Origin of the sequence: Arenibacter catalasegens (genome assembly GCF_002909235.1) — a bacterium.
GTDB lineage: Bacteria > Bacteroidota > Bacteroidia > Flavobacteriales > Flavobacteriaceae > Arenibacter > Arenibacter catalasegens.
Genome location: NZ_PHQQ01000037.1, coordinates 1 through 24420 on the forward strand (window position 1 = coordinate 1; position 24420 = coordinate 24420).

Below are 24420 nucleotides of genomic sequence, written 5' to 3' on the forward strand. Positions count from 1 at the left end.
AGGAGAATCCTTAAGAAAAGGAAAATTAAAGAATTTATAAACCTAATTTTTTTTATAATTGTAGAATCTTTCAAAGTGGCGCAGTTTGACCGAAACAGGTGGCGTCATAACTCCGAAATAACCACTTGGCCCCCTTGTTCTTCGCGCCCGGGCGTTGGTCCTGGTCCTGCGCCCATTTCCTGTTCCGGCCCTTTATCGCCGCCAGTTCGTTCTTGCTTGCCGAAACGCTGCGCTGGCCCTTGTCCGACCTATCGCCTTTGCTCTTGCGATGCGGTTCCTCTTTGTCCATTGAGCTCATAACACGTACCTTCCGCAGGTGTTCGTCCAGTTCCTCTTCGGGCACCTTCAGTTCCAAGGTGTCCATGCTTGCGTTGGCCTTGACCGGTGCCGAATCTATGGCCTGGGTATGGCCACTGACCATTCCCTTCTCCACGCACATACTTAACACCTTGGTGAAGACTTCCTCGAATACACTTTCCGGGAACAGTTGGCGCGTACGGCTTATCGTACTGTGCCAAGGAAGTTCCTCGTCTATATCATAACCGATAAAATAAAGGATGTCCAAGCGCATCGAACAATGGTCTATGAGCTTGCGGTCGCTGATGATATTTTCCAAATAACCTACCAAACAAAGTTTGAAGAATACCACCGGGTCTATGCTCTTTTGGCCGCTCGAACCGTAGTGAAGTTTAGTAACACCATAGAGGAAATCCAGATCGACGGCATCCTTTAATTGTCTATAAAAATTGGTCTCGGGAACCCGTTCACTGAGCTGGAACCGGTTGAAGAGTTTCTCCTGATAATACTTTTTTCCCTGCATAACTAAAGTTACGATCCATCCGCCGATCCACAATGATCATGACCGACTTTTTTGCTAACTTGTGCAACAGGCACAATGGCTATAATTCATTGCGGCCATGTGCCACAAAAAAGATTAAATTTATATAAAGGTTATAAAAAATGATATTACTGAACATATTTGAGACAACCTTACCTTTGACAAATCCTATATTGAAATTTCTATTGATATTGGTAATTATTCTGTTTGCACCAATCATTCTAAACAAAATAAAAATTCCCCATTTACTTGGACTAATTATAGCAGGTGCGGTCATCGGACCTAATGGAATTAATCTAATGGAAAGGGATAGTAGCATAATCCTTTCGGGAACGGCAGGTCTTTTATATATCATGTTTCTTGCAGGTTTGGAAATAGATTTAGCCGACTTTAAGAAAAACAGTAAAAAAAGTTTAGTTTTTGGATTATACACTTTCACAATTCCAATGACTTTTGGAATATTAGCTGGAATTTATGTTTTAGAATTTTCTTTATCAACATCTATTTTATTAGCAAGTATGTTTGCTTCTCATACATTGATTGCTTATCCATTAATTAGTAAAATGGGAGTCGCTAAAAACAGAGCTGTGAACATCACGGTTGGAGGGACAATGATAACAGATACTTTAGCCCTGTTAGTTCTTGCCGTAATTGTGGGAATGACAACGGGGGAAGTAAACACTGAATTTTGGGTGCGATTGTCTTTTTCTATTATCCTTTTTGGATTAATTGTTATGCTAATATTCCCAGTCATTGGTCGTTGGTTTTTCAAAAGGTTTGACGATAATGTTTCTCAATATATTTTTGTTTTAGTAATGGTATATCTAGGTGCAGTTCTTGCTGAAATGGCTGGTATTGAAGCAATTATCGGTGCATTCTTGTCAGGTTTAGCACTAAATAGATTAATTCCACACACATCACCTTTGATGAATCGAATTGAATTTGTTGGGAACGCCATCTTTATTCCTTTCTTCCTTATCGGAGTAGGAATGTTAATTGACTATCGTGCCTTTTTTAAAGATTTTGAAACTTTAAAGGTTGCAACGGTAATGATTGTTGTAGCAACAACATCTAAATTCCTTGCAGCTTGGATAACCCAAAAAACCTATAAATTTTCTATTGACGAACGAAGATTGATATTTGGTTTAAGTAATGCCCAAGCAGCTGCAACATTGGCAGCCGTTTTAATTGGTTACAACATAATTATTGGAGAAACAGAAACAGAACAACCTATCCGATTGCTCAATGAAAGCATTTTAAACGGAACAATCTTAATGATACTATTTACTTGTACCATTGCTTCGTTTGTTGCTCAAAAAGGTGCTAAAAATATAGCACTATTAGAAAGTACAGATAATGCGACAAATGACGAGGAAAATCAAGAAAAAATCTTAATTCCAATTAGTAACATTGATACAACAGACGAACTTATAAATTTGGGTGTAACCATTAAATCAAAAAAAAATAAGAAAGGCTTGTATGCTTTAAGTATTGTAGATAACAGCACGGTAGACGGTTCTGCTGAAAAACGAGCAAAGAAAATTTTAAATAAAGCGGCTGTAACCGCTTCGGCAACAGATAATTTAATACACGAGTTACTTCGTTACGACCTAAATATTGTTAACGGAATTTCAAGTGTAGCCAAGGAACATAAAGTTACAGATTTAATATTAGGATTGCATATTAACAAAGGAATTTCCGACTCTTTTTTAGGGAACTTGACCGAAGGCATTTTGACAAAATGCAATACAACAACATTGATATATAAACCAGCACAACCTTTTGGGACAATAAAAAGACATATTATCATTGTTCCTGAAAATGCTGAAAAAGAAATAGGCTTTCCGTTTTGGTTAATAAAAGTTTGGAACATAGCAAGAAATTCAGGTGCTAAACTTATTTTTTACTTGACACAAGAAACGCTAAAGTTTATAAAAGAAATTCAATCTAAACATCCAATCGAATGTGAATTTGAAGACTTTAATGATTGGAATGACTTCTTAATACTTGCAAGAAACTTTCACAAAGACGACAATCTAATAATTGTTTTAAGTAGAAAAGACAAGCCTTCATTTCACAACAATATGACAAAAATCCCTTCGTATTTAAACAAATATTTTAAAGACACGAGTTACATTTTAATTTATCCGATGCAAGCAGGAGTAACAGATACTTCACAAATTGACTTGAAAAACCCATCATTCATAGAACCTCTTGAAAAACTTGACGAAATTGGAAAAACAATTGCAAAAATATTCAGACGTAAATAAAGCCCAGACGCCCAACAAAGATGTATAAAAATAATAGCGGTGTAATCGCTAAAATGAAAGTAAATAAATATAAATAAGGTCTGTGTTTAATCGAAAAGTAAGTGCATTTTAAATTCGCTACTATTCTTATACTTGACCGTTGGCGGTCATGCAAGGAGCGCAACCAAAAGGATGAATTCGCATCTTTTGTAAAAAACAATAATGAACAATATTCTAAACTTTATTCTCTGGATAATTTTATTCGGACAAATGAGTTGCGAAAAAAATACTGAATTTAAAAATCATCTTGATTCTATTGATTCTTATGAATATTATTCAGAAGAAATCATTCCTGCTGATAAGCAAATAATTTATGGGAAATGGAAAGTATCAGGGTATTTTACAAAATAAGTTACTGAACACTGAATACTGATGACTGTTTACGGACTACCGATTACTGCCTACTGAATACTGATGCTCAGCATCTCACCATTCAATAAGTTCCAGATCGATCGGCTCATCAAAGCCTTTTAACCTCTGAGGGCCGAGGGAGGTAAAGGAAACATCTTTACCTATACAAAGGTCTTTTACCACCTTCGCGCTAATAATCTGACCCGATTTTCCGAAGCTACAGATACGTGCAACCAGATTAACTGTGGAGCCAAATAGGGCATCACCATCCTGTACCGGCTCTCCTGCCCCGATACCAATTCTGGCCTGCAGCAAAATCCCATCCTTACGGGATTCATTATATTTGGATAATTGGCGTTGTATTTCCACCGCACAGACCGATGCCGTATAAGCCGACCTGAAACTTGTCAGGAATCCATCTCCCGCCCTATCCACTTCACGGCCACAATGGTCTACAAGGGCCTTTCTTACCACATTCCTATAGGTATGAACTAGAACAAGTGCCTTGGTATCTCCCAAGGCTTGAGTAATATCTGTGGAACTCACCATATCAATAAACATAATTGCCCTAAATGGACTCTCGGTCATGGGTTTACCGTCCTCCTTTTCAGGGTCGATCACCCGGCCCAGAAATTGGGCTACTGCCGAACCGTCAACTTCAATGATCTGGTTGGGTATAAGACCGTGTGCTTCTTTATGCATCCCGCGAACGGCAGCTGCTGATGGGGCTTCTACGAGACAAAAAGCCATGCCCTTTTCTTCATCATGCCAATAGGTCAGTGCCTTGCAATGATGCCTCGATTGAATTTTCATATCTTCATGATGCGCTTTTGCAACCTCTTCAGGAGTGGCCCCTTCAATATAATGTCTGTCCATAAATAGTGGCATAATTTCTATGTTTTAGGATGGGGAAGGTAAATTAGTAAAAGTACAGGTATAACGACTTGTCATTGGTCATATTACCATGGGCACCAGCCTTCTAAAGATACCAAATTATTGGTTATAAAAATTGGAAAAGGAGCAAATCATTGGAAGTGGCCGTTAAATATGGTGGGCAAGGGCATTCTAGTAAAGATTTTAGTATTAGTTACTAGAGCGCTGGGCAATAAGAGAAGCATCCAGAGCGCTGCGCTGCTAGAACCTAGAAACTTGACTATCTTTTGTCTTTTGTCTTTTGTCTTTCTCTTTGCTCCTGACCACTGCCAACTGACTACTGAATACTGTTTACTAATCACTGTTCATTGCTAACTGACTACAGGCTACTGTCAATTGTTTCCCCTGCTGGCGCGAGGGTCTCGCTCGTGCCACAACAGTCACTTGTTCAGAGTAAATGGGGTTACTTATAATATAGTACGATTGTTTTTTCTCTATATCTTTAGCCTAACCGTAGTTGGCTTAGTGTAATTTTAATACGCCCTCCGGCATATACTTTAGGTCGTCATCCCTAATGGCAATGTAACACAATAGGAAGGCACGAGCAAGATGCTCGCGCCAGCGACGGGAAAAACAACGTATACAAGATGGGTGCAATAGATAAAGTAAAAACGAGTGAACAGAACCGTAATTCTATCATTACTATTAATAAGCGGATTCATTTCCTGTAAAAATTATGAAAAGGAAATTGACAAATTGGGAATTGCTAAAAAATATTATAAGGCTTTAGATTATTCTGATAATTCAGAAATAGCACTTTTGTTGACAGATAGCCTTGTGACAAAGGAAACCGAATATGACTATGAACAGACATTTTCTCTAAAAGAATATATGGAATGGTTGAAATGGGATTCTGTATTTGACCCAACATACGAAATCCTTCAAATAGAGCAAGAGGATGAAATTGTCAAAGCGAAAATTTCAAAAATCGACAAAAGAATTTCATTTCTTCATGAAGAGCCGATTGTCACTAATCAAGTTATCCGATTTGATAATGATAAAATTATCAGTATTGAAACAACAGAATACGTTATTTTCAATGATTCTACATTTGTTAAAAACAGAGATGGAATAGTAAGCTGGATTGACGAAAATCATCCTGAATTCAATGGATTCATACACGACCAAACAGAAATTGGAGGAATGAAATACTTAAAAGCAATTGAACTGTATAACAACAAAAAATAACATGCTTCAACACCATATCCCATAAAAAACACTTATCCTTCCAGATAATTTTTACGCCATTAAAGTAAGTCTATTATCATCCCATAATTTTAATTTTAGGGGGTTGTATTGTTAGCCCATAAAAAAATAATATATTCATGAAAAAAACTATGTACAAATACTTTGTCCTTTTTTTTGTTACATGTCTTTTGTCCTGTAAATCCAATACCAAAAATGAAAAAATTGATAGTGTCCATACAGCGACCACAGTTTCCAATGACATAAAACAGGAAGTAATCCAGGATGCCAAAGAATGGCTGGGATTGATTTATGACAATAATTATTCCCAAAGTTGGGATAATGCGGCATCCCTTTTTCAACAAGCGGTTACAAAAGAACAATGGACGCAACAGTTAAGTGGTATTGTGCCTCCCTTGGGAAAGGTGATCAGTAGGGACGTAATTTCATCGGAATATCATACAGCACTACCAGGAACGCCCGATGGCGAATACATTGTAATTCAATTTAAAACCTCCTTTGAAAATAAAAACGAAAGCATAGAAACCGTTACCCAAATGAAAGATGTGGACCAATGGAAGGTATCTGGGTATTTTATAAAATAAGTTCTACGCCGATCCATCTGCGACTCGAAAAAATAAAGCATCTTCTTGGTGCGGTTCGTTAAAATGCACCTTTACCAGTAAATCCTAAATAGATAATGAACGAAATAATTACTTTAAGGAATAGCCCAAAATTGGATATTAGACTTGAAAAGGATATGTTTGAGATAATTGACCAGATAACTCCAAAAAATAATGGCAGCTATGCCTATGGCAGTCTAATGTCCGTCCAATTAAAGAAAGGATGGTTGCTTTCCCTGCTAAGTTATATTCCATTTTTTTGGACAGTCCCCTTTGAACCGGGATTTAGAAACAGGACGCATCTTAATATAAAACTGGGCGAACAGACGCTAAGAATATGGTTGGTGGGTTCGGACATGGAAAAAGCGGCCAGTTTTAAACGGGAATTGAACGATAAAAAAATATTACACTAGGTCGTCAGACCTTGGGCGTTCACCCGTAACTTCACTTTTAAAAAAAGGGAACCAGCTTTCGCCTGTTCCCTTTTCCATATTTTATAAATTTACTTTCTATGCCGGCATATCGGGTAATTTCCAACCATCCCTATAGGTATGCTTAACCAATTCGGCAGCAAACTCACCAGCAGAATAGGGTTCGGTCCATTCTTTTTCGAATTTAGGACGTCCATCCCTCATCACAAAATTATCCCTAATAACGGTCTTAATAGTTTCATCGTTTCCAATATTGGTGAAGCGCATATTCTCACCATCCCATTCCAAAATTTTATTAAGGTCTTGTAAGCGAACTGCCAGAACGCCCATAACTACCATTTCGTTAAAAGGACCCGCCTCGGCAAAATCGGAGGTACAAGGTTTACGATTCTCTGCATTTTCCTTACAGGCTCTTACCCAATCCATCTCATGTGCTCCCCTGTTCCATTCGAGGCCTATTTCCTTCTCTACCCTACGTTCCGTCTCAACTACCTTCGGGAGGTCTCTGCCTAAAATTTCTGGTTCTACACCATAACATCCTGCATGTATTATTCCTTTGGTACCATAAAAGAAGGTGCCTCCACCCGATTTGTTGGGGTTCTTACCGCTTGGCCAGTTTTTTGGTAAGTTGGGTTTAATACCTCCATCAAACCAAGAAATATCCACCTCCGGCAGTTTTATCTTCCCTACCCTACCCCGTTGTGGGAAGGTGAGTTGAACTGACTGGGCCGTTGGGGCGGAATCCTTTAAAAGTAAGGATGAGCTTCCTTGTACTTTTGTGGGGTATCCTAATTTTAAAGCTTCAAATACGGGATGAAGAATATGACATGCCATATCCCCAAGAGCCCCAGTACCATAATTCCACCACCCTCTCCAATTCCATGGATGGTACACCTGATTATAAGGTATTAGTTCTGCAGGACCGGTAAACAAGTCCCAATCCAAAGTATCCGGTACCCATTGTCCCTGTGTTGGGGGATTCACTCCCTGAGGCCATATGGGTCTATTGGTAAAGGATTCCACTTTTGTTATATCACCAATGGCACCACTCCATATTAATTCACAGGTCTTGGCCACTCCTTCTCCGGAGGCACCTTGATTGCCCATTTGAGTGGCCACATTATATTTCTTGGCCAGCTTCGTCAACAGTCTGGATTCGTAAACTGAGTGTGTAAGTGGCTTTTGTACATAGACATGTTTTCCGCGAATCATGGCTTCAGCCGCCACAATGGCGTGGGTATGATCGGCAGTGGCCACCAAAACTGCATCAAATTCATCGCCCATCTCATCGAACATCACCCTAAAATCCTTGTATTTTTTCGCCTTTGGAAAGTAATCAAAACAATCCTTTGCATATTTCCAATCCACATCACAAAGGCCTACTATATTTTCACTCTCTAAATTTTTCAGGTTACCAAACCCCATGCTTCCAACACCTACTCCAACAATATTTAATTTATCACTGGGTGCTTTATGTCCCAGTCCCGAAATTACGTTACTTGGGAGAATGGTAATTCCGGCAGCAGCAACTCCTGTTTTACTTATAAAGGATCTTCGTGTTATTGGTAGGGGTTTGTTTGGTTCTTTTTTCATTGTAATGATTGTTTTTATTCCGTTTCTAAATTTCTAGTATGTATTAATCGCACTCTAAATTCGGAAAAAAATTGGTCTTTATAGAAGAATATGAAAAATTTGTCATTAAAATAATATGAATTTTGCTTAGTTTAAGCCCAAATATTTTAGACCTACCATGCCGAAAGCACTATACTGCGTTTATGTTATTGAATTATCCAAACGTGTATTTACTGAAAATGCAAAGTTTAGAGCTGCCAATCCTCAATTTAATGGTGTATTGGAATGTCTCTATGTAGGAATGACCTCTAAGACACCCAAGGAACGTTTTGAACAACATAAATCGGGATATAGAAATAAAAAAGGGCATAAATTGTCATCCAACATAGTTGAAAAATACGGGCTGTATTTAAGGCCCAGTTTATACAACCATATCGATCCCGTAATGACTAGGACTGAGGCATTGGAAATAGAGGAGGGATTGGCCTTAGAGTTAAGACGGGAGCGCTATGCCGTGTGGTATAATTGAGCAGGTATAGACACTGGACAAAATTTCCTAAATTTAACCAAGTCATAATTTTTCATGAAAAAAAATATTGTTTGCCTTTTTACACTTTTCATAGTCTTAAATAGCTATTCCCAAATCCTAAAACAAAAAATACCCGATAAACTGGTAGCGCTCACATTTGATGATGCTCCAGCAAGTCATTATACTGTAGTGGCACCTTTATTACAAGAATTTGGTTTTGGGGCTACTTTTTTTGTGTGTGAGTTTCCTCCTAATTCTAAGGACAGTACCTTATACATGAATTGGCGACAGATCAAGGCCTTGGACAAAATGGGTTTTGAAGTTGCCAATCATACCCATACCCATGCCAATGTAAGTAAACTCTCCCGACCAGAATTCAATGCTGAGTTGGAATACATTGAAAATAAATGCGACTCCTTAGAAATTGCCAAACCACGAAACTTTGCTTATCCGGGATACGGTCTAAATGCCAATACTCTTGAATTTCTTCAAAAAAAAGAATACGCCTTTGCAAGAGCCGGTGGTAGTAGGGCCTATGACCCCTTAGTTGACCATCCTTATCTCCTCCCCAGTTGGGCTACCAATGCTGGAAACAAAAGTGAAATATTGGCCGCCCTAACCCAAGCCCAAAAGGGAAAGGTTGTGGTGCTTACGCTTCACGGTGTGCCAGATATTGAGCACCCTTGGGTCAACACACCACCCGAACTATTTCGGGAATATCTTCAGTATTTATCAGATCACAATTTCAAGGTGATTTCACTTAAGGATTTGGAAATCTATATTAATGTGGATGAAGCCAAGAGAACCATAGTCCCCGATTTGAAAAAGAAACTTAGAAATTAAATTCAAAATTCATGAAACAACTTTTGCCGCTTGTACTTTTATTGGTTTCCATTCATTCAGAAGCTCAACAAACTATAGACCTGTATACATCAACAATTCCAAATAGCAAGCCTAGTGCTACCAAAGAAATTGAATTGGAAAAGGACGGGCAGTTTTTTGGATACCAAAATGTCTCCCGACCAAGCTTAAAAATTTATCTTCCCGAAGCAAAAATCGCAACAGGAACAGCCGTAATTATTTGCCCAGGTGGCGGATATGGCATGGAAAGTTTTAAGTTGGAAGGTATCCAAATTGCCGAAGCTTTTTTGAAAAAGGGCGTTGCCGCTTTTGTTTTAAAATACCGTTTGCCAAGTGATTCAATTATGATCGATAAAAGTATTGGGCCATTACAAGATGCACAGCAAGCCATGAAAATAGTGCGTCAACGAGCCGCAGAATGGCACTTGGATGCGGAGAAAATAGGGATTATGGGGTTTTCGGCAGGTGGACATTTAGCGTCAACTGTGGGAACACATTTTAGCAAGTCCTATATTTCCAATATGGAGGGTATTAGTTTAAGGCCCAGTTTTATGATTTTAATTTATCCCGTAATCAGTATGAAAGACCTCTTGACCCACAAAGGTTCCCGCGAAAATTTACTTGGGAAATCCGCTACAGAGGAACAAATTTTAAATTTTTCAAATGAATTACACGTCAACGCCAAAACCCCGCCCACTTGGTTGACCCATACTGGTGATGACACCGTTGTTCCCGTGGAAAATAGTATTCGCTTCTACCAAGAATTAATAAGGCATGGGGTTCCTTCAGAAATGCACTTATATCCAAAAGGCAATCATGGTTTTGTTTTAAGTTTTCCTACCGAGGAATGGATGCAGCCGCTGTTTTCCTGGATGGAGAAAAGCGGGATAAACACCCTATAGTCCCCAATTTAACCGCCAAACCTAAAATAAGCCCACCATGCACAATTTTGCTACCAAAATAATTATCTTTTGTCTAATATGTCTTAACGGAATATTTGCCCATTCACAGGAAGTACTATTTAAAAATGTAGTTATCGTCACCGGGAATTCTGCAAGCCACGTAGAGCATAATATAGCAGATTTATTAAAGGAAAGATTGCAGGAAATCCCAATCATTCAAGTTAGTCTGCAGCAGGAAACAAAAGAACTACAGTACACTCCTGGCGAATTGCAAATTCTTTTGGGCTCCCCTGAACACCATTCCTTGCTGAACGCTCAATTTAAGACATTGAGGATTCCAAAACTATCCACTTTGGCCCCAGGTCAAGAAGGGTTTCTATTAAAAACTGTTGCTGGTCCCAAGAGTTTAATTTTAATTGCCGCTGGTTTGGATGAACGGGGTTGTCTATATGCCGTTGGGGAAATATTGAGGCAATTGAAATATAAAGAAGGCCAACTGGCCCTTCCCAACAATTTAAACATTAGGACGGCTCCTGCCTTCGAAATCCGGGGTACACAAATTGGACAAAGTAGTGTTGCCAAAAAATTGGCACAGGTAAGGGACTGGACCGAGGAGGAAACAGAACGGGCGTTAATGGACTATGCGCTCGCAGGGGCCAATATCTTTCCTGCTAAAGATAGCGCTATGTACAATTTTATAAAATCATTTGGTTTAATGACACAGACCAAATTTGGTGCCAATACCGCAGGGGCCGAAGTGCCGATAGAATGGAATGCCTTCGAATCTATTGGCCGTTCAGGATATGTCTGTCTTTCAGTTCCTGAGGCCAGGGATTATATGCTACAGAAATGTAACGAGCATTTTAAGGATAGCCAATTCTATGATCTTATTGAATTCTACGGTGGTGATGGAGGCGGCTGTGAATGTGACAAATGCAATCCCTATGGGCTTACTTTCATAAAATTGGTTGAGGAAATGGCGACAATAATCCATAAATACCATCCTGAAAGTCGCATCTATTTTACCAATCAAAAATTTGACAATGAAGACGATAATGCCATATTCAAATATTTACAGGAAAAACCAAGATCTTGGCTGTGGGCATGGGGCTATGGTCCGGGTTCGGATGCTACAACCTGGCAACCCGGTCATCGGCAAACCCACCGAATGGATCTTTTTGAATATCCTGGATTTGGGCCCTACGGATTGTATCCCAAAGAAATAATCCATCAAATCCCTTCTCGGCACAAGCTAATCTATTACAATGAAATTACACATTGGAAATATGCCCAACATGCCTATATCCAAATGTATCCTAGGGCTGATCGCAATGGAGATCTTCCTCCTCATTGGAGTCATGAAATATACAATAGGCGGCCAGATCAGTTCTTAACTATGGTATATAATCGACTTACTTTTTTTGCATGGCCCGAATATTACCACAGGGTTTTTAATGATTTAATGCGATATGGCAATGGGGACATAACGCATTCCAGTGGACACCATGATCATTTTAACCAATGGATGTGGCAACGATTATTATGGTCTCCGAGGACAACTATTGATGAAGTCCTTACAGAATATTGTCAGACCTGGTTTGGACACGCAGCGGCCCCTTTCATGGCCAAAGCAATTTTACAATTGGAAAAAAACCTGGAAGAAATTGAGGCGCAACCCCTTGACCAAAAACAGGGAATAGATGAGTATTACCAGCTTGTTCAACAAGCCGGGAAAGTGATGCCCCCTGAAATTATGAAAACCAATTGGCTATGGCGAATGTATATGCAAAAAGGTGCACTGGACAAGTACGTGAAACTCAATGTTATTCAACAAAAGAAATTGGAGCGCGAAATCGAAAATGATGTTGCAGTCTATTTAAAGAACGACCGGGCTATAACACTAAAAGATATTTTATACAAAACACAGCTTCCCGAAGAGACTATGGAAATGGCTACCTTACGCGGGGAGGCCAAACAATTGGGAGAAGAGAGCAATACTATTTATGGCCAAAGAAACGATGGTTATTTTAACCTTAATCATGACTATATTGGGTTGGGATGGCTCCAGCGACAGCTGACAAGAGCTCAAAATACAAATCAAAAAAAGGCCTTTGATCTTTTAAAAATGATCGTAGATTATTGCAATCCTGGTGAAGGCGGGTATTATGACAACCTAGGTACCGGCAATGCCGCTCCAAACGTAGTAAGTGGCTACCCTTATGACCATGGACAACCCTACGTTTCCCAAATGTTATCAGAAGAAAACAGGCCAAGCCAACGCTCCATGCACTTCACCCAAAATGAAGACCAAGGGGTAAGTCTTTTTTACACAGACCTAGACCCCAAGGCCTCCTATTCCGTTAGGTTTACCTTTGTTCGCCCTTGGTTCCAAGAGCGCTACGCATCCAGGATGAATCAAAAATCGCAAAAAATATATGCCGATGACCTAGTATTGGCGGAGGATGTTGGGTTACCCCTGCAAATGAGCGATTTTTTTACGTATCGCATTCCTAAATCAGCAACAAGGGACGGAGAATTGACAATTAGTTTGGAACGTGCCCTCGATGTGGCCCGTGGTGACCACATTAGTGTAGAACAATGGCGCAATTCTGGTGGCTGGGGCACCATGGTTTCGGAAGTATGGTTGCTTAAAAACTAAGAAGCAGGGCTGTCTCCAAGAGACATTGTTATATAGACAAAAGTTGGCTAATTAGATAAGTTTTAAACCACGACCCACTGGGTGAAAATCTATTTATAGAAAATTAAAACAGCATCCAAAAGCCATTTTATCTATCAATTGTTCAAGGGATTTCACTATATTTCAATGCAAAACACCAAGGCACCTACCCTCCCCTGAACAAGCGGAATCCATTATGGAAAGGCATCTGGTGGTCCAAAAAGTTGAAATGGAAACACTAAGTAAAATATTGGATTTTAATCTAATCAGTATTGGCGATTATAAGATCAAAGTGTACTCTTTGGTGGTCATACTTTTAATATCCCTTGTCACCAAGGTGATATTACGTCTAATAAAAAAAGCGCTATATCGCAAAAACAAAGGGGCTAATTTTGATACGGCCAATACCTATGCGCTTTATCAAATTATTAAATATGTGATTTGGATTATTGCCATAGGATTAATTTTGGAATCCGTCGGCATTAAGTTTACCCTATTATTAGCGGGTTCAGCTGCCCTGTTGGTAGGGGTCGGTTTGGGTTTACAGCAAACTTTTAACGATATTATTTCTGGTATAATATTGCTTTCTGAAAAGTCGATCAGAATAAACGACATTCTCGAAATAGATGGTGATATTGTCGAAATTCAAGAAATTGGCTTGCGAACTTCCAGGGGATTGAACAGGAACGACATTTCGATAATTATCCCTAACTCATTGATTACCACCAACAAAGTTATTAATTGGAGCCACCAGAAAAAAAAGACCCGGTTTAGGATCAACGTCGGCGTAGCTTATGGAAGCGATGTTGACTTGGTTATAAAAATATTGGAAGAAAGTGTATTGGAGCATCCCGATTTTAAAGATGGTAAAACAATAGAGGGACGTTTCATGAATTTCGGAAACTCCTCCTTGGATTTTGAGGTACTTTTCTTTAGTGAAAATGTGTTTAGAATTGAAAAGGTAAAAAGTGACATCAGAAAAATTATTAATCGGAAATTCAGTGAAAACAAAATCGTTATACCATTTCCCCAAATGGACGTGCACTTTAAGTCGGGCAATCCTGAAGTATTAAGAACGAAAAAATAAATAAAAACGGCCCATATCATGGGCTTATACAACAAAAAGCTAGGTGATCAACAAAAATATAAATATGGCAAGATTTCTGAAAAAATCCAAAGAAGAAATTGGAGTTTCACCGGATGATCTCATCTTTCGAGGGGAACAGAAAATTAATGAAGTTCAACTTCGAATAATCGATTTTGATGCCAATAGTCTAGCTGAAGAGACGATTAAGACGGTAAAGGAGGTCATAAAATATCAAGAAAAGGACACGGTCACCTGGTTTAATATCGATGGCCTGCACAATACAGGTATAATTGAAGGAATTGCCAATGAATTCAACTTTGACAAACTTGTTTTAGCCGATGTAATGAATACCCAGGCTAGGCCAACGATCAAAGAATACGACAATTGCATTTTTATATCCATAAAAATGTTGCAGCAACAACCCAACTCGGATATTATAAATGTTGAAAACCTTAGTCTAATATTGACCGAATCGGTCCTAATTTCCTTTCAGGAAACTAAAGGGGATGTCTTTGAACCTGTTCGTGAGCGCATTAGAAAACAGAAAAGAAGAATTAGAACTGGCGGTACGGATTACCTGTTATTTGCATTGCTGGACATTGTTATAGATAATTACATTTACATCATTAGCGTATTGGGAGAAAAAATTGAAACCCTTGAAGAAAATCTTCTTCTTAACCCAAGGCAAGAGATCATAGGGGAAATTAATTCATATAAACGGGAATTGAATTTCCTGAGAAAAAGTATTAAACCTGCCAAAGAAGTTATTCTGAGCCTTGCTAAAATGGAATCGGATTATATTACAGAAAGTACTGAAATCCATTTTAAGGAACTTCAGGACAATATAAACCATGCTAGTGATTCTTCAGACAGTTATAGGGAAATCCTTTCTGACCAGTTAAACATCTATCACACCACCATAAGTAGCAAGCTAAACGATATTATGAAATTCTTGACCGTGTTTTCAGTGATTTTTATTCCGTTGACCTTTATTGCCGGAATTTATGGGACCAACTTTGATGAAGTTCCAGAACTTCATTATAAGTATAGCTATTACATCATGTGGGGCGTTATGATTCTCATTGTCCTTGGAATGTTGATCTATTTTAGAAAGAAGAAATGGCTCTAAAAACAGAATAAAATACTTAGGCATTTACACATAGCATTTGGTACCTCAAAAATTTTATAAACTAGAACCCATCGTGATTCTCAACTGTTCTAAAACCCTTTTTCATTTCCACAAAAACAAAGGCATGTATCTAATCAAGGCTCTATTCCTCGGTTTTATAGGTGCAACTCTTAGCTTTTGCAATAGACCCAAAACAGTTGAGATTCCTGATGAACACCGATTTAGAAAAATTGTGCTTACTGAAGAGACTATGGATCCCACGGCCTTAGCGGTTGCCTATAACGGCAAAGTGTATTTTTCAGAGGACATAGGCTCCATAAAAGTTTATAATCCCAATTCAAAATCGGTGTCTATCGTTGGAGAATTAAAAGTATTTAGCTGCGGTGAGGAAGGATTGATCGGTATGACCCTAGACCCCGATTTTGAGATCAATGGTTGGATATACGTAAACCGCACCATGTCCAATTTTATGGACATGCCATGCGGGGAAGTCTATGAAAATCCCGAAATTCGGTTTGAAGACCCCACCTCCTATCAGGTAATATCGCGCTTCACGGTGGTCAATGACACCTTGGATACCTCCTCAGAGAAAGTACTGCTCAAAGCCCCCAACCAGCACATGAGACATATTGGTGGTTCCCTAGCTTTTGATGGTGACAGAAATTTATATATTTCCATTGGCGAAAACACACATCCTGGTTTCCTTAATCCCTATGCCCCCTTGGACGAACGTCCGGGAAGAAAGAATTATGACACTCAGAGAACAGCTGCCAATACCATGGATTATAGGGGTAAAATACTGCGCATCCACCCAGAAGATGACGGTACCTATTCCATACCTGATGGAAATCTATTTGAAAAAAACGATACCCTAGCCCTCCCGGAAATTTATGTTATGGGTTGTAGAAACCCTTTTAGGATTTCGGTGGATAGAGAAACAAATACATTGTATTGGGGAGAGGTAGGTCCAGATGCCTATGCAGATATTCCAAGAGGGCCCAAAGGATATGACGAAATAAATTCCACCACTGAAGGGGGATTTTTCGGTTGGCCCTATTTCATCGCCGATAATAAAGCCTATGCTAGATATGATTATGATTTAGAAAAGGCAGGTGACCCTTTTGAAGTGAATAAACCTGAAAATAGGTCGCCTAACAATACCGGAAAGAAAATACTTCCGCCAGCCAAGCCTGCATTTATATGGTATCCCTATGCGGCCTCCGAGGAATTTCCTGAATTGGGTGAAGGTGGTAGAACGGCCATGGCAGGTCCAGTATATCATTACACTAACAAAAATAATTCGGATATAAAATTTCCTCCCTATTTTGATAAGGCCTTATTTATTTACGATTGGATGCGTGGATGGATAAAAGTAGTAAGGACAGATAATAACGGCGAACTTATAAAAATCGAGGATTTTATGCCCTCTACCCGATTCGTAAGCCCTATCGACATGCAATTTGGTCCAGATGGCTCCTTATATGTTATGGAATTTGGCACCACTTGGGGAGCAAATCCAGATGCCCGACTTATTAAAATTGAATACATCCCGGGCAATAGGCCCCCACATGTTGAAATCACAGCCAGCAAAACCGTGGGCACCACTCCCCTATCCATCAACTTTAACAGCGAAGGCACTGTAGACTATGACAAGGATGATAGCCTTAAGTACGAGTGGAAATTTAATTCCAATGAAGTTCAATCCTCAGATCGAAATCCAAGTTTTATTTTTGAAAATCCAGGTATTTACAATGTTTCCCTTACAGTAACGGATAATGAAGGAGCCACAACCACTTCTGAATTACAAATAAAAGCAGGCAATGACGCCCCACAGCTTTCAATTGTTATGCCTACCCATGGTAGTTTTTATTGGGATAAGGATGAAATACCATATAGCATCTACTTAACGGACACAGAGGATGGCAGCTTAAAAAATGGGGATATAGACCCTTCAAAAGTACAAGTGAGCCTGGAATGGATGACCGGAAACTATACTTTGGAACCATCCACCAACGGTATGGGAACATTAAAAAGTCAGGGTGAAAAATTAATTGGCGAAAGCGATTGTAGAAGCTGCCATAAGGTAAATGAACGGGCTATAGGCCCTTCATTTATAGAGGTGGCCAAAAAATATAAGAGCGAGCTGGACGCCACGGACTATATAGCTAAAAAAATAATTTCGGGTGGAAGTGGGGTTTGGGGGGATATAAGTATGAGTGCCCATCCCTTGTTTTCCGAAGCCGATGCAAGTAGAATGGCCGACTATATTTTATCTTTGGCTACCGAAAACAAGAACCTAAAAGAGATGGGAATAGAAGGTACTATTAAAATTCCCAGCACCAATAAGACCGAGGATAGAACTTTTGTTCTAAAAGCCACTTATATGGATCAAGGAGCCTCTGGGATGGAACCCATTGCGGTATCGGCTATACGAATGCTTCAACCGCCAATATTGGAAGCAGAGAACTTTTCAACTCAGCGTGATGCCTTAAGCGAAGTAGGTGATAATGGCGTGTACCTGGGTTTTGCATCGACCTATATATCCTTTAAAAATATAGATTTAACGGCCGTTGATTCCGTTACCTTTGGGTATAGTTATAAGGGGCCGGAATGTTTTATCACTATCAAAACGAGTTCCCCGGATGGAGAGGTCATTGGTAAAGCTCGGTTTACCAAGAAACCGGAATCCAAAAATTTGAATGAACTGACTATTCCTATTAAAGAAACCTCTGGATTACGGGAGATTTTCTTTCTTCACGATAAAGCACCCGATATTCATGAAGAAATCTATCTGGATTGGATTAGCTTCCACAGAAGGGAGTAAAATAATTCAATCTACTACAAAGGCTTAACGCGAATATTCCTCCATTTAACATGCAGTGGTTTTTCACTGTCCGTGGCATGCACTTGCAGGCCAATGAAGCCCGTAGGAGTCATAGAATCTACATAATCCGCAGCGGGTACACCATTGACCCAAGTTTTGATTGAAGGACCATCGGCCACTACTTTAAAAGAATTCCATTCCACGAGTTTAAATGCTTTTTTAGCAGCAGGATTATCACTTAAATCGTGTACCCAACCACGCCTGCCTTCATCGTATATACCGCCGCTACGTGCTGTGGTATCCAAATCTATTTCCACCTGATAACCATGAACCAATCCATTATAAAAATCGGGCAGACTATTACTTCTGATCTGCACGCCAGAATTATGGTAATTGTTCGGGGCAGGATCCATGAGCACTTCGTATTCCAAAATAAAATTATCATAGAATTTATTGGTTACCAAAAAAGTATTGCTCGTATCGGTTACCGGAGCAGTAGTACCCACAATCATATCCCCTTCAACATGATAGGTAGCATCGCCTCCAAGTTTTTTCCACCCGTCCAGAGTCTTTCCATTGAACGGATATTCCCAATCGCCATCTTGGGAGCTTGTTAATGCTACATCATCAGTCTGGTCTGCCTTAGTATCAGCCGATTTACGGTTTCCACAATTGGATAATAACAGCGCAAAAAGTCCGAGGCAAAAAAGCGGTTTAAGGTAATTCATGGTACATGTTTAAAATGAGGTTCGTCTATTTATTTTCAAATCCGTAATATTATCCTTTTTTGAAAAATTTATACCCTTAAATGTAATAAAATCAATTAATTAAACCTTGGAGCTACCTTAAAAAACACCCGCTGTTCAAAGATTGATTTGGTCAGCCCATAGTTTCCTTTACAAAATAGGACCGCTCTAATAAAACCAGATCGAAATTCCATACTTTTAACAAAACCATTCTTCGTTAGTGAATATGATCAACAAAAAATTACTCCTCCCGCTTATTTCCATCTTCCTAGTTTATTCCAATCAAATATTAAGTCAGGATGTTTTGGACCTAGGGAATAAAAGGGAATTGTTTTTAGATGAATATCTATTGGACACCGTAGTGGGTCTGGAGTTGCAATTAAATGCTCTCCAAGAAGTTAAAAGTACTAATATCCCTAATGGCTATTATCAAACTATAATTAAAACAGACAGTCTCTACCGAATATATTTTAGAGATAATTTAAGTTTTTGGAAAGGGGAGCATTATGATGGAAATCCTGGGGAAATAACCAAGAGTGTAATTAGCAGAGATGGTTATCATTGGCAGGAGGAAGCCACACTTTTAAATGACAGCATTGATAACTTTATATTTTACGACCCGCCCTTTAGTCACAATTTCACCCCTTTCAAGGATTTAAACCCGAATACGCAATATAAATACAAAGCCTTGTCCGGAACCAATGATACCGATGGCCTATTTTACTTTGTTTCCAATGATGGAATAAAATTTAAAAAATATAGGAATGAACCTGTAATTAAACACGATGCTGCCTACTATGAATTTGATTCACAGAATATTGCGTTTTGGTCCCAACATGAAAACCAATACGTTTGTTACTTTAGAAGGCTCATCAATGGTTTAAGATCATTTTCAAGAACCACTTCAAAAGATTTTGAGAATTGGAGCAAACCTATCAACATTTTTCCAAATCTGGAGGGAGAGCATTTATATACCTCCGGCATTCAGCCTTATTTTAGGGCACCCCATATTTATATAGGTTTGTCAACACGGTTTTTCCCTAAAAACGGCAATTCTACGGATATTGTTCTTATAAGCTCCAGAGATGGCGTTAAATTTGACAGGACCTTCCCTGAAGCCATTATACGGCCTGGACTTAAAACGGAAAGATGGGGAAATAGATCCAATTATATTACCTTAAACCTTGTTCCTTTGGACGAAAACTATATGGGGATCTATGCACGCAATACCTTGTTTAAAATTAGAATGGATGGATTTTCTTCCATAAAATCTAAATCCAAGGAAGGTTTTTTTGTTACCAAAGCCTTTACATTTAATGGGGTGCATATGGAAATAAATTATTCCACTAGTGCTGGCGGTTATATCCATATAGAAATCCTTGATGAAAATAATAACCCCCTCTTAAATGGCAATAAGTATAGCTCGGAAAAAATAATAGGTGATAAAATTGAGGGAAGGGTTAGCTGGATAAATTCTTCGAATCTTAGCCCTATTAAAAATAAAACCATTAAACTGCGCGTAACCATGAAGGAAGCTGATTTATATTCCTTTAAATTCAATGATTAAATTCGGGAGTAGGCAAAACGGTATATCTTTATTCAAAAAGTATAACAATCCTTAAAAGTTAGGCTGATCCAAAAAATCCAATCCAAAATCCATACTATGGAAATAAACAATACTACCAAATATTATCTTTTATTTCTAATTGGGATAATGCTCATTAGTTGTAATGAGGAACCCAAAAAGAAAATAACGCAAACAAATAACGGAGAGTTGGTATTTAATTCTTCTAACAAAGAATTGGATAAGGCTTTCAGCTGGGCCAAAAACAAAGCCCTGTCTTATGCTCATGACAACTCCGATCCCGTTGGGTATTGGTATGAAGCTGCACTACCTGACCGTGAAGCATTTTGCATGCGAGACGTTTCGCATCAGGCCATTGGGGCAGAAATCTTGGGATTGGGAGAACACAATTACAATATGTTCCTGAAATTCGCCCAAAACATAAATAAGGAAAAGGATTATTGTAGCTATTGGGAAATTAATAGATATAATAAACCTGCGCCAGTAGACTATGAAAATGATCAAGATTTTTGGTATAATCTGCCTGCCAACTTCGATGTAACCTATAACGCCTACCGTCTTTATAAATGGACTGGAAACAAGGAATACTTAAATAACCCCGATCTAATTAATTTTTATGAACTGAGCCTTAATGAATATTTGGACCATTGGGAATTGGGTTCTAGCGAAACCTTAAGTCGGAGTCGCTCTATACATTCCCCCGAGAATCCAGAAAAAAGCAGGTTTGCAAACAAACGTGGGATACCCACATACAACGAAGGTGGGCAAGGAGAAACTTTACTTGGTATAGATATGACCGCCTCCATTGTAGCCGCTTATAAAGCCTATTCGGAGATGTTGGCCCTTAGAGACGATTTGCCGCAATCTTTAAAGTATGCCGAAAAGGCCCAACAAGAACAGGAATTCTTGGATGAATTTTGGTGGGATACCGAAAAACAAGCGTTCCGTTCCATTATGTATGGGGATGGGAACTTCGACTATTTTATGGTAGGGGAAAATCAGGCTTTTCTGCATTATCTATTCTATTTTGATGCCATTCAGGACGATTCTAAAATTCAGGATTTGGTAGGGAAATACGAGGCAAACTTTGGTAAATTAATTGTTGAATTAAAGTCCTATTTGCCTATCATCTTTTATGAAAATAATAAAACATCAATCGCCAATAAGATGATTATTGATTTGTGTAGCCATCTAAATACCAGACGCGCCTATCCTGAGAATTCCTATACTGTAATTGAGCATATAACAAGAGGGTTAATGGGCATTGATGCCAATGCTGCTTTAAACGAGTTTATAACCCTATCCCGGTTAGAGAAGGCCAATGAATGGGCCGAAATGATGAACGTTCCCCTACTCTCCAACAAGGTTGGCGTAGAACATTTTGGTAAAACTAAAACCATAGCCCATAATATAAACGGCGGGACTATAAAATGGACCGCCAAAATGCCAGGCCTTCATGAGTTTCTATTTGTAAATGGAAAAAAGACCAGTTGCACCATAGAGAACAATGGCCAACAGCCTTATTCCTACCTTACCTTAGACTTGAAAGAATATGAAAAGGCCACCGTAACCACAACTCCCTAATAATCAATTGTCGGGTTTCATATTGATAGTTTAATTGAGAGTCGTTAAGCAATACCGGGTCTCACGAGGAAAGAACTTTACACCCCCTAGGGAAGGCCATGCCCACCCTAGGCAACCAATCCGTGCAGAGAAACAATGCATCCGAAACCCCACCAAATCGTGGGATTCGTTCGACCGTCACATTTCAATGCGCTTACTGCTTTTGAAATTCGGGTCTCACGAATAAAGAACTTGCACGCACTAGGATAGGCCCATACCCACTTTAAGTAACCAAACCGTGCAGAGAATCACTGCATCGGAAACCCCGCCAAATGGCGGGATTCGTTCGACCGTTGCATTTCAATTCGCCTACTGCTTTTGAAATTCGGGTCTCACGAATAAAGAACTTGCACGCACTAGGGAAGGCCCATACCCACTTTAAGTAACCAAACCGTGCTGAAAATCACTACAACGAAAAGCCCGCCAAAGGGCGGGATTCGTTCGACCGTTGCATTTCAATTCGCCTACTGCTTTTGAAATTCGGGTCTCACGAATAAAGAACTTGCACGCACTAGGGAAGGCCCATACCCACTTTAAGCCACCAAACCGTGCAGTGAAGCACTGCATCGGAATCCCCGCCAAATGGCGGGATTCGTTCGACCGTTGCATTTCAATTCGCCTTCTGCTTTTGAAATTCGGGTCTCACGAAAAAAAATCCCTACATTTATCGGAGTGCTATGTCCTTAAGGAAAATACTCGCGTTTTTTTGAGGAATATTTTAATAACAACCTTATAAATTATTTTTACAAACAACTATGAAAGTATTGAAAACCTTATTATTGGCACTGCTCTTATGTACTGTCACAGCCTCCTACGCTCAAATTGAATTACCAGCTTTTTTTGGCGATCATATGGTATTACAGCAGAAAGACAATGTTTCCATTTGGGGAACAGATAAACCAGGAGGCAAAATTATAATTAAAGGAAGTTGGGGAGCAGAATCCACCGCATCGGTAAATAGTAAGGGCCAATGGAAACTTAAGATAAATACCCCCTCCTATGGCGGACCCTATACACTTAATATAAAGGGCAGCAATGAGGTTACCCTGAAAAATGTAATGATCGGAGAAGTTTGGCTGTGCTCAGGGCAGTCCAACATGGAAATGCCTGTAAAAGGTTTTGACAACCAACCAATCGATGATAGTGGCGAGACCATTTTAAACTCTAAGAACAGTCAGATACGTTTGTTTACCGTAAAAAGGGCGGCAAGCCTGGAACCTTTAGAGAAAGTGGAAGGCCTATGGGCCGAGGCCACCCCAGCAACAGTAAGGGACTTTAGTGCCACCGCATACTTCTTTGGAAAAAAATTGAATACCCTATTAAATGTTCCCATTGGTTTGATCCATACCTCATGGGGAGGATCCAGTGTTGAGGCATGGATGGAAAAAGAGGCATTTTCAGAATTTAAAAACATTGAATTACCAAAAGAACGTCCGGATAAAGGATTACATCAGACCCCTACCCTGCTGTACAATGCCATGATAAACCCCTTGATAGGTTACGGTATTAAAGGTGCTATTTGGTACCAAGGAGAATCCAACAGAAACAGGGCCGAGGAATACAGTCGACTTTTTCCTACCATGATCAAAACATGGAGAAAAAAATGGCAGCGGGACGAGTTTCCGTTTTACTTTGTTCAAATTGCCCCCTATGGTTATAACGATGGTAATGCCGGCTTTGTTCGGGAAGCACAATTGCACACCATGAAAACTGTTGAAAATACCGGGATGGCAGTAACCATGGACATTGGGGATTGTGATTACATTCACCCTAGGGAGAAAAAATTGGTAGGCGATAGATTGGCACTCTGGGCACTATCCAAAGATTACGGTATAGACGGAATTGCTTTTAGCGGTCCAGTCTACAAGGAAATCGATGAAATAAAGGAAGGAAAAATACAACTGTCGTTCAACTATACAGACAACGGTCTCTCCAGTTACGGTCAAACCTTGACAGGTTTTGAGATTGCGGGAGCGGACAAAGTCTTTCATCCTGCCGAAGCAAAAATCAATGGAAATAAGAGCCTAAGTGTTTGGTCTAGCCAGGTATCGCAACCTGTTGCCGTTAGATATGCCTTTAAAAATTGCGAGTCAGGCAGCCTTTTCAATACAGAGGGCTTACCGGCCTCCTCGTTTAGAACGGATGCTTGGGCGGAGTAACAGGATTATGATTAATTTGAAGCAACGGGGCGCTCTTCTATATGTTCACCTCTGAA

At 39.4% G+C, this 24420-nt stretch carries 18 protein-coding genes and 1 pseudogene; 15 read left to right on the top strand and 4 right to left on the bottom strand.

Going from position 1 to position 24420, the window contains the following annotated elements; translation table 11 throughout:
- Positions 1-121 precede the first annotated feature (121 nt).
- Positions 122-820 (bottom strand): annotated as a pseudogene (locus CWD90_RS21125) (transposase); the annotation flags it as partial.
- Positions 821-960: 140 nt separating this feature from the next.
- Here CWD90_RS21125 and CWD90_RS21130 point away from each other — a divergent pair.
- Both CWD90_RS21130 and CWD90_RS21135 read left to right on the top strand, forming a co-directional pair.
- Entirely contained in the window at positions 961-3108 is a 2148-nt protein-coding gene (locus tag CWD90_RS21130) for a cation:proton antiporter (RefSeq protein ID WP_103478048.1), read from the top strand.
- 201 nt (positions 3109-3309) lie between these two features.
- Complete coding sequence (locus CWD90_RS21135; protein WP_103478049.1) at positions 3310-3498, top strand: hypothetical protein; 189 nt, start codon at positions 3310-3312, stop codon at positions 3496-3498.
- Positions 3499-3573: 75 nt separating this feature from the next.
- On the opposite strand, the gene CWD90_RS21140 is transcribed toward CWD90_RS21135, so the two are convergent.
- A complete protein-coding gene (locus tag CWD90_RS21140; protein WP_103478050.1) occupies positions 3574-4386 on the bottom strand; it encodes a nickel-binding protein in 813 nt (270 codons plus the stop codon).
- A gap of 660 nt (positions 4387-5046) precedes the next feature.
- Here CWD90_RS21140 and CWD90_RS21145 point away from each other — a divergent pair.
- From CWD90_RS21145 to CWD90_RS21155, 3 genes are all read left to right on the top strand, one after another.
- Entirely contained in the window at positions 5047-5619 is a 573-nt protein-coding gene (locus CWD90_RS21145) for a hypothetical protein (RefSeq protein ID WP_157941293.1), read from the top strand.
- A 137-nt stretch (positions 5620-5756) separates the two neighbouring features.
- On the top strand, positions 5757-6221 hold the full coding sequence (locus tag CWD90_RS21150; protein ID WP_103478052.1) for a DUF4019 domain-containing protein: 465 nt from the start codon (positions 5757-5759) through the stop codon (positions 6219-6221).
- A gap of 95 nt (positions 6222-6316) precedes the next feature.
- The gene (locus CWD90_RS21155) at positions 6317-6652 is read left to right on the top strand and encodes a hypothetical protein (protein WP_103478053.1); all 336 of its coding nucleotides are present in this window, start codon (positions 6317-6319) and stop codon (positions 6650-6652) included.
- A 96-nt stretch (positions 6653-6748) separates the two neighbouring features.
- Here the strand turns inward: CWD90_RS21155 and CWD90_RS21160 are convergent, their stop codons facing one another.
- Positions 6749-8263: a Gfo/Idh/MocA family protein gene (locus tag CWD90_RS21160; RefSeq protein WP_103478054.1), complete on the bottom strand. Its 1515-nt coding sequence runs from the start codon at positions 8261-8263 to the stop codon at positions 6749-6751.
- Positions 8264-8420: 157 nt separating this feature from the next.
- On the opposite strand from CWD90_RS21160, the gene CWD90_RS21165 reads away from it, so the two are divergent.
- The 7 genes from CWD90_RS21165 to CWD90_RS21195 all read left to right on the top strand — a co-directional run bounded on the left by CWD90_RS21165 (position 8421) and on the right by CWD90_RS21195 (position 18251).
- Positions 8421-8771 (top strand): GIY-YIG nuclease family protein, encoded by a 351-nt coding sequence (locus CWD90_RS21165; RefSeq protein ID WP_103478055.1) that lies wholly within the window; start codon positions 8421-8423, stop codon positions 8769-8771.
- A gap of 54 nt (positions 8772-8825) precedes the next feature.
- The gene (locus CWD90_RS21170) at positions 8826-9614 is read left to right on the top strand and encodes a polysaccharide deacetylase family protein (RefSeq protein WP_103478056.1); all 789 of its coding nucleotides are present in this window, start codon (positions 8826-8828) and stop codon (positions 9612-9614) included.
- 11 nt (positions 9615-9625) lie between these two features.
- Positions 9626-10534, top strand: a complete 909-nt coding sequence (locus CWD90_RS21175; protein WP_103478057.1) for an alpha/beta hydrolase — start codon at positions 9626-9628, stop codon at positions 10532-10534.
- 37 nt (positions 10535-10571) lie between these two features.
- Complete coding sequence (locus CWD90_RS21180; protein ID WP_103478058.1) at positions 10572-13193, top strand: beta-N-acetylhexosaminidase; 2622 nt, start codon at positions 10572-10574, stop codon at positions 13191-13193.
- 247 nt (positions 13194-13440) lie between these two features.
- Entirely contained in the window at positions 13441-14298 is an 858-nt protein-coding gene (locus CWD90_RS21185; protein WP_103478059.1) for a mechanosensitive ion channel family protein, read from the top strand.
- A gap of 64 nt (positions 14299-14362) precedes the next feature.
- On the top strand, positions 14363-15427 hold the full coding sequence (corA, locus tag CWD90_RS21190) for a magnesium/cobalt transporter CorA (protein WP_103478076.1): 1065 nt from the start codon (positions 14363-14365) through the stop codon (positions 15425-15427).
- 124 nt (positions 15428-15551) lie between these two features.
- Positions 15552-18251 carry a PQQ-dependent sugar dehydrogenase gene (locus tag CWD90_RS21195; protein WP_103478060.1) on the top strand — a complete coding sequence of 900 codons (2700 nt, stop codon included), beginning with the start codon at positions 15552-15554 and terminating at the stop codon, positions 18249-18251.
- A gap of 14 nt (positions 18252-18265) precedes the next feature.
- Here the strand turns inward: CWD90_RS21195 and CWD90_RS21200 are convergent, their stop codons facing one another.
- Positions 18266-18979, bottom strand: a complete 714-nt coding sequence (locus tag CWD90_RS21200; RefSeq protein WP_103478061.1) for a 3-keto-disaccharide hydrolase — start codon at positions 18977-18979, stop codon at positions 18266-18268.
- Between the two features lie 244 nt (positions 18980-19223).
- On the opposite strand from CWD90_RS21200, the gene CWD90_RS21205 reads away from it, so the two are divergent.
- From CWD90_RS21205 to CWD90_RS21215, 3 genes are all read left to right on the top strand, one after another.
- On the top strand, positions 19224-20564 hold the full coding sequence (locus CWD90_RS21205) for a hypothetical protein (protein ID WP_103478062.1): 1341 nt from the start codon (positions 19224-19226) through the stop codon (positions 20562-20564).
- A gap of 96 nt (positions 20565-20660) precedes the next feature.
- Positions 20661-22166 (top strand): hypothetical protein, encoded by a 1506-nt coding sequence (locus CWD90_RS21210; RefSeq protein WP_103478063.1) that lies wholly within the window; start codon positions 20661-20663, stop codon positions 22164-22166.
- A gap of 794 nt (positions 22167-22960) precedes the next feature.
- Entirely contained in the window at positions 22961-24364 is a 1404-nt protein-coding gene (locus CWD90_RS21215) for a sialate O-acetylesterase (RefSeq protein ID WP_103478064.1), read from the top strand.
- Positions 24365-24420: the final 56 nt, after the last annotated feature.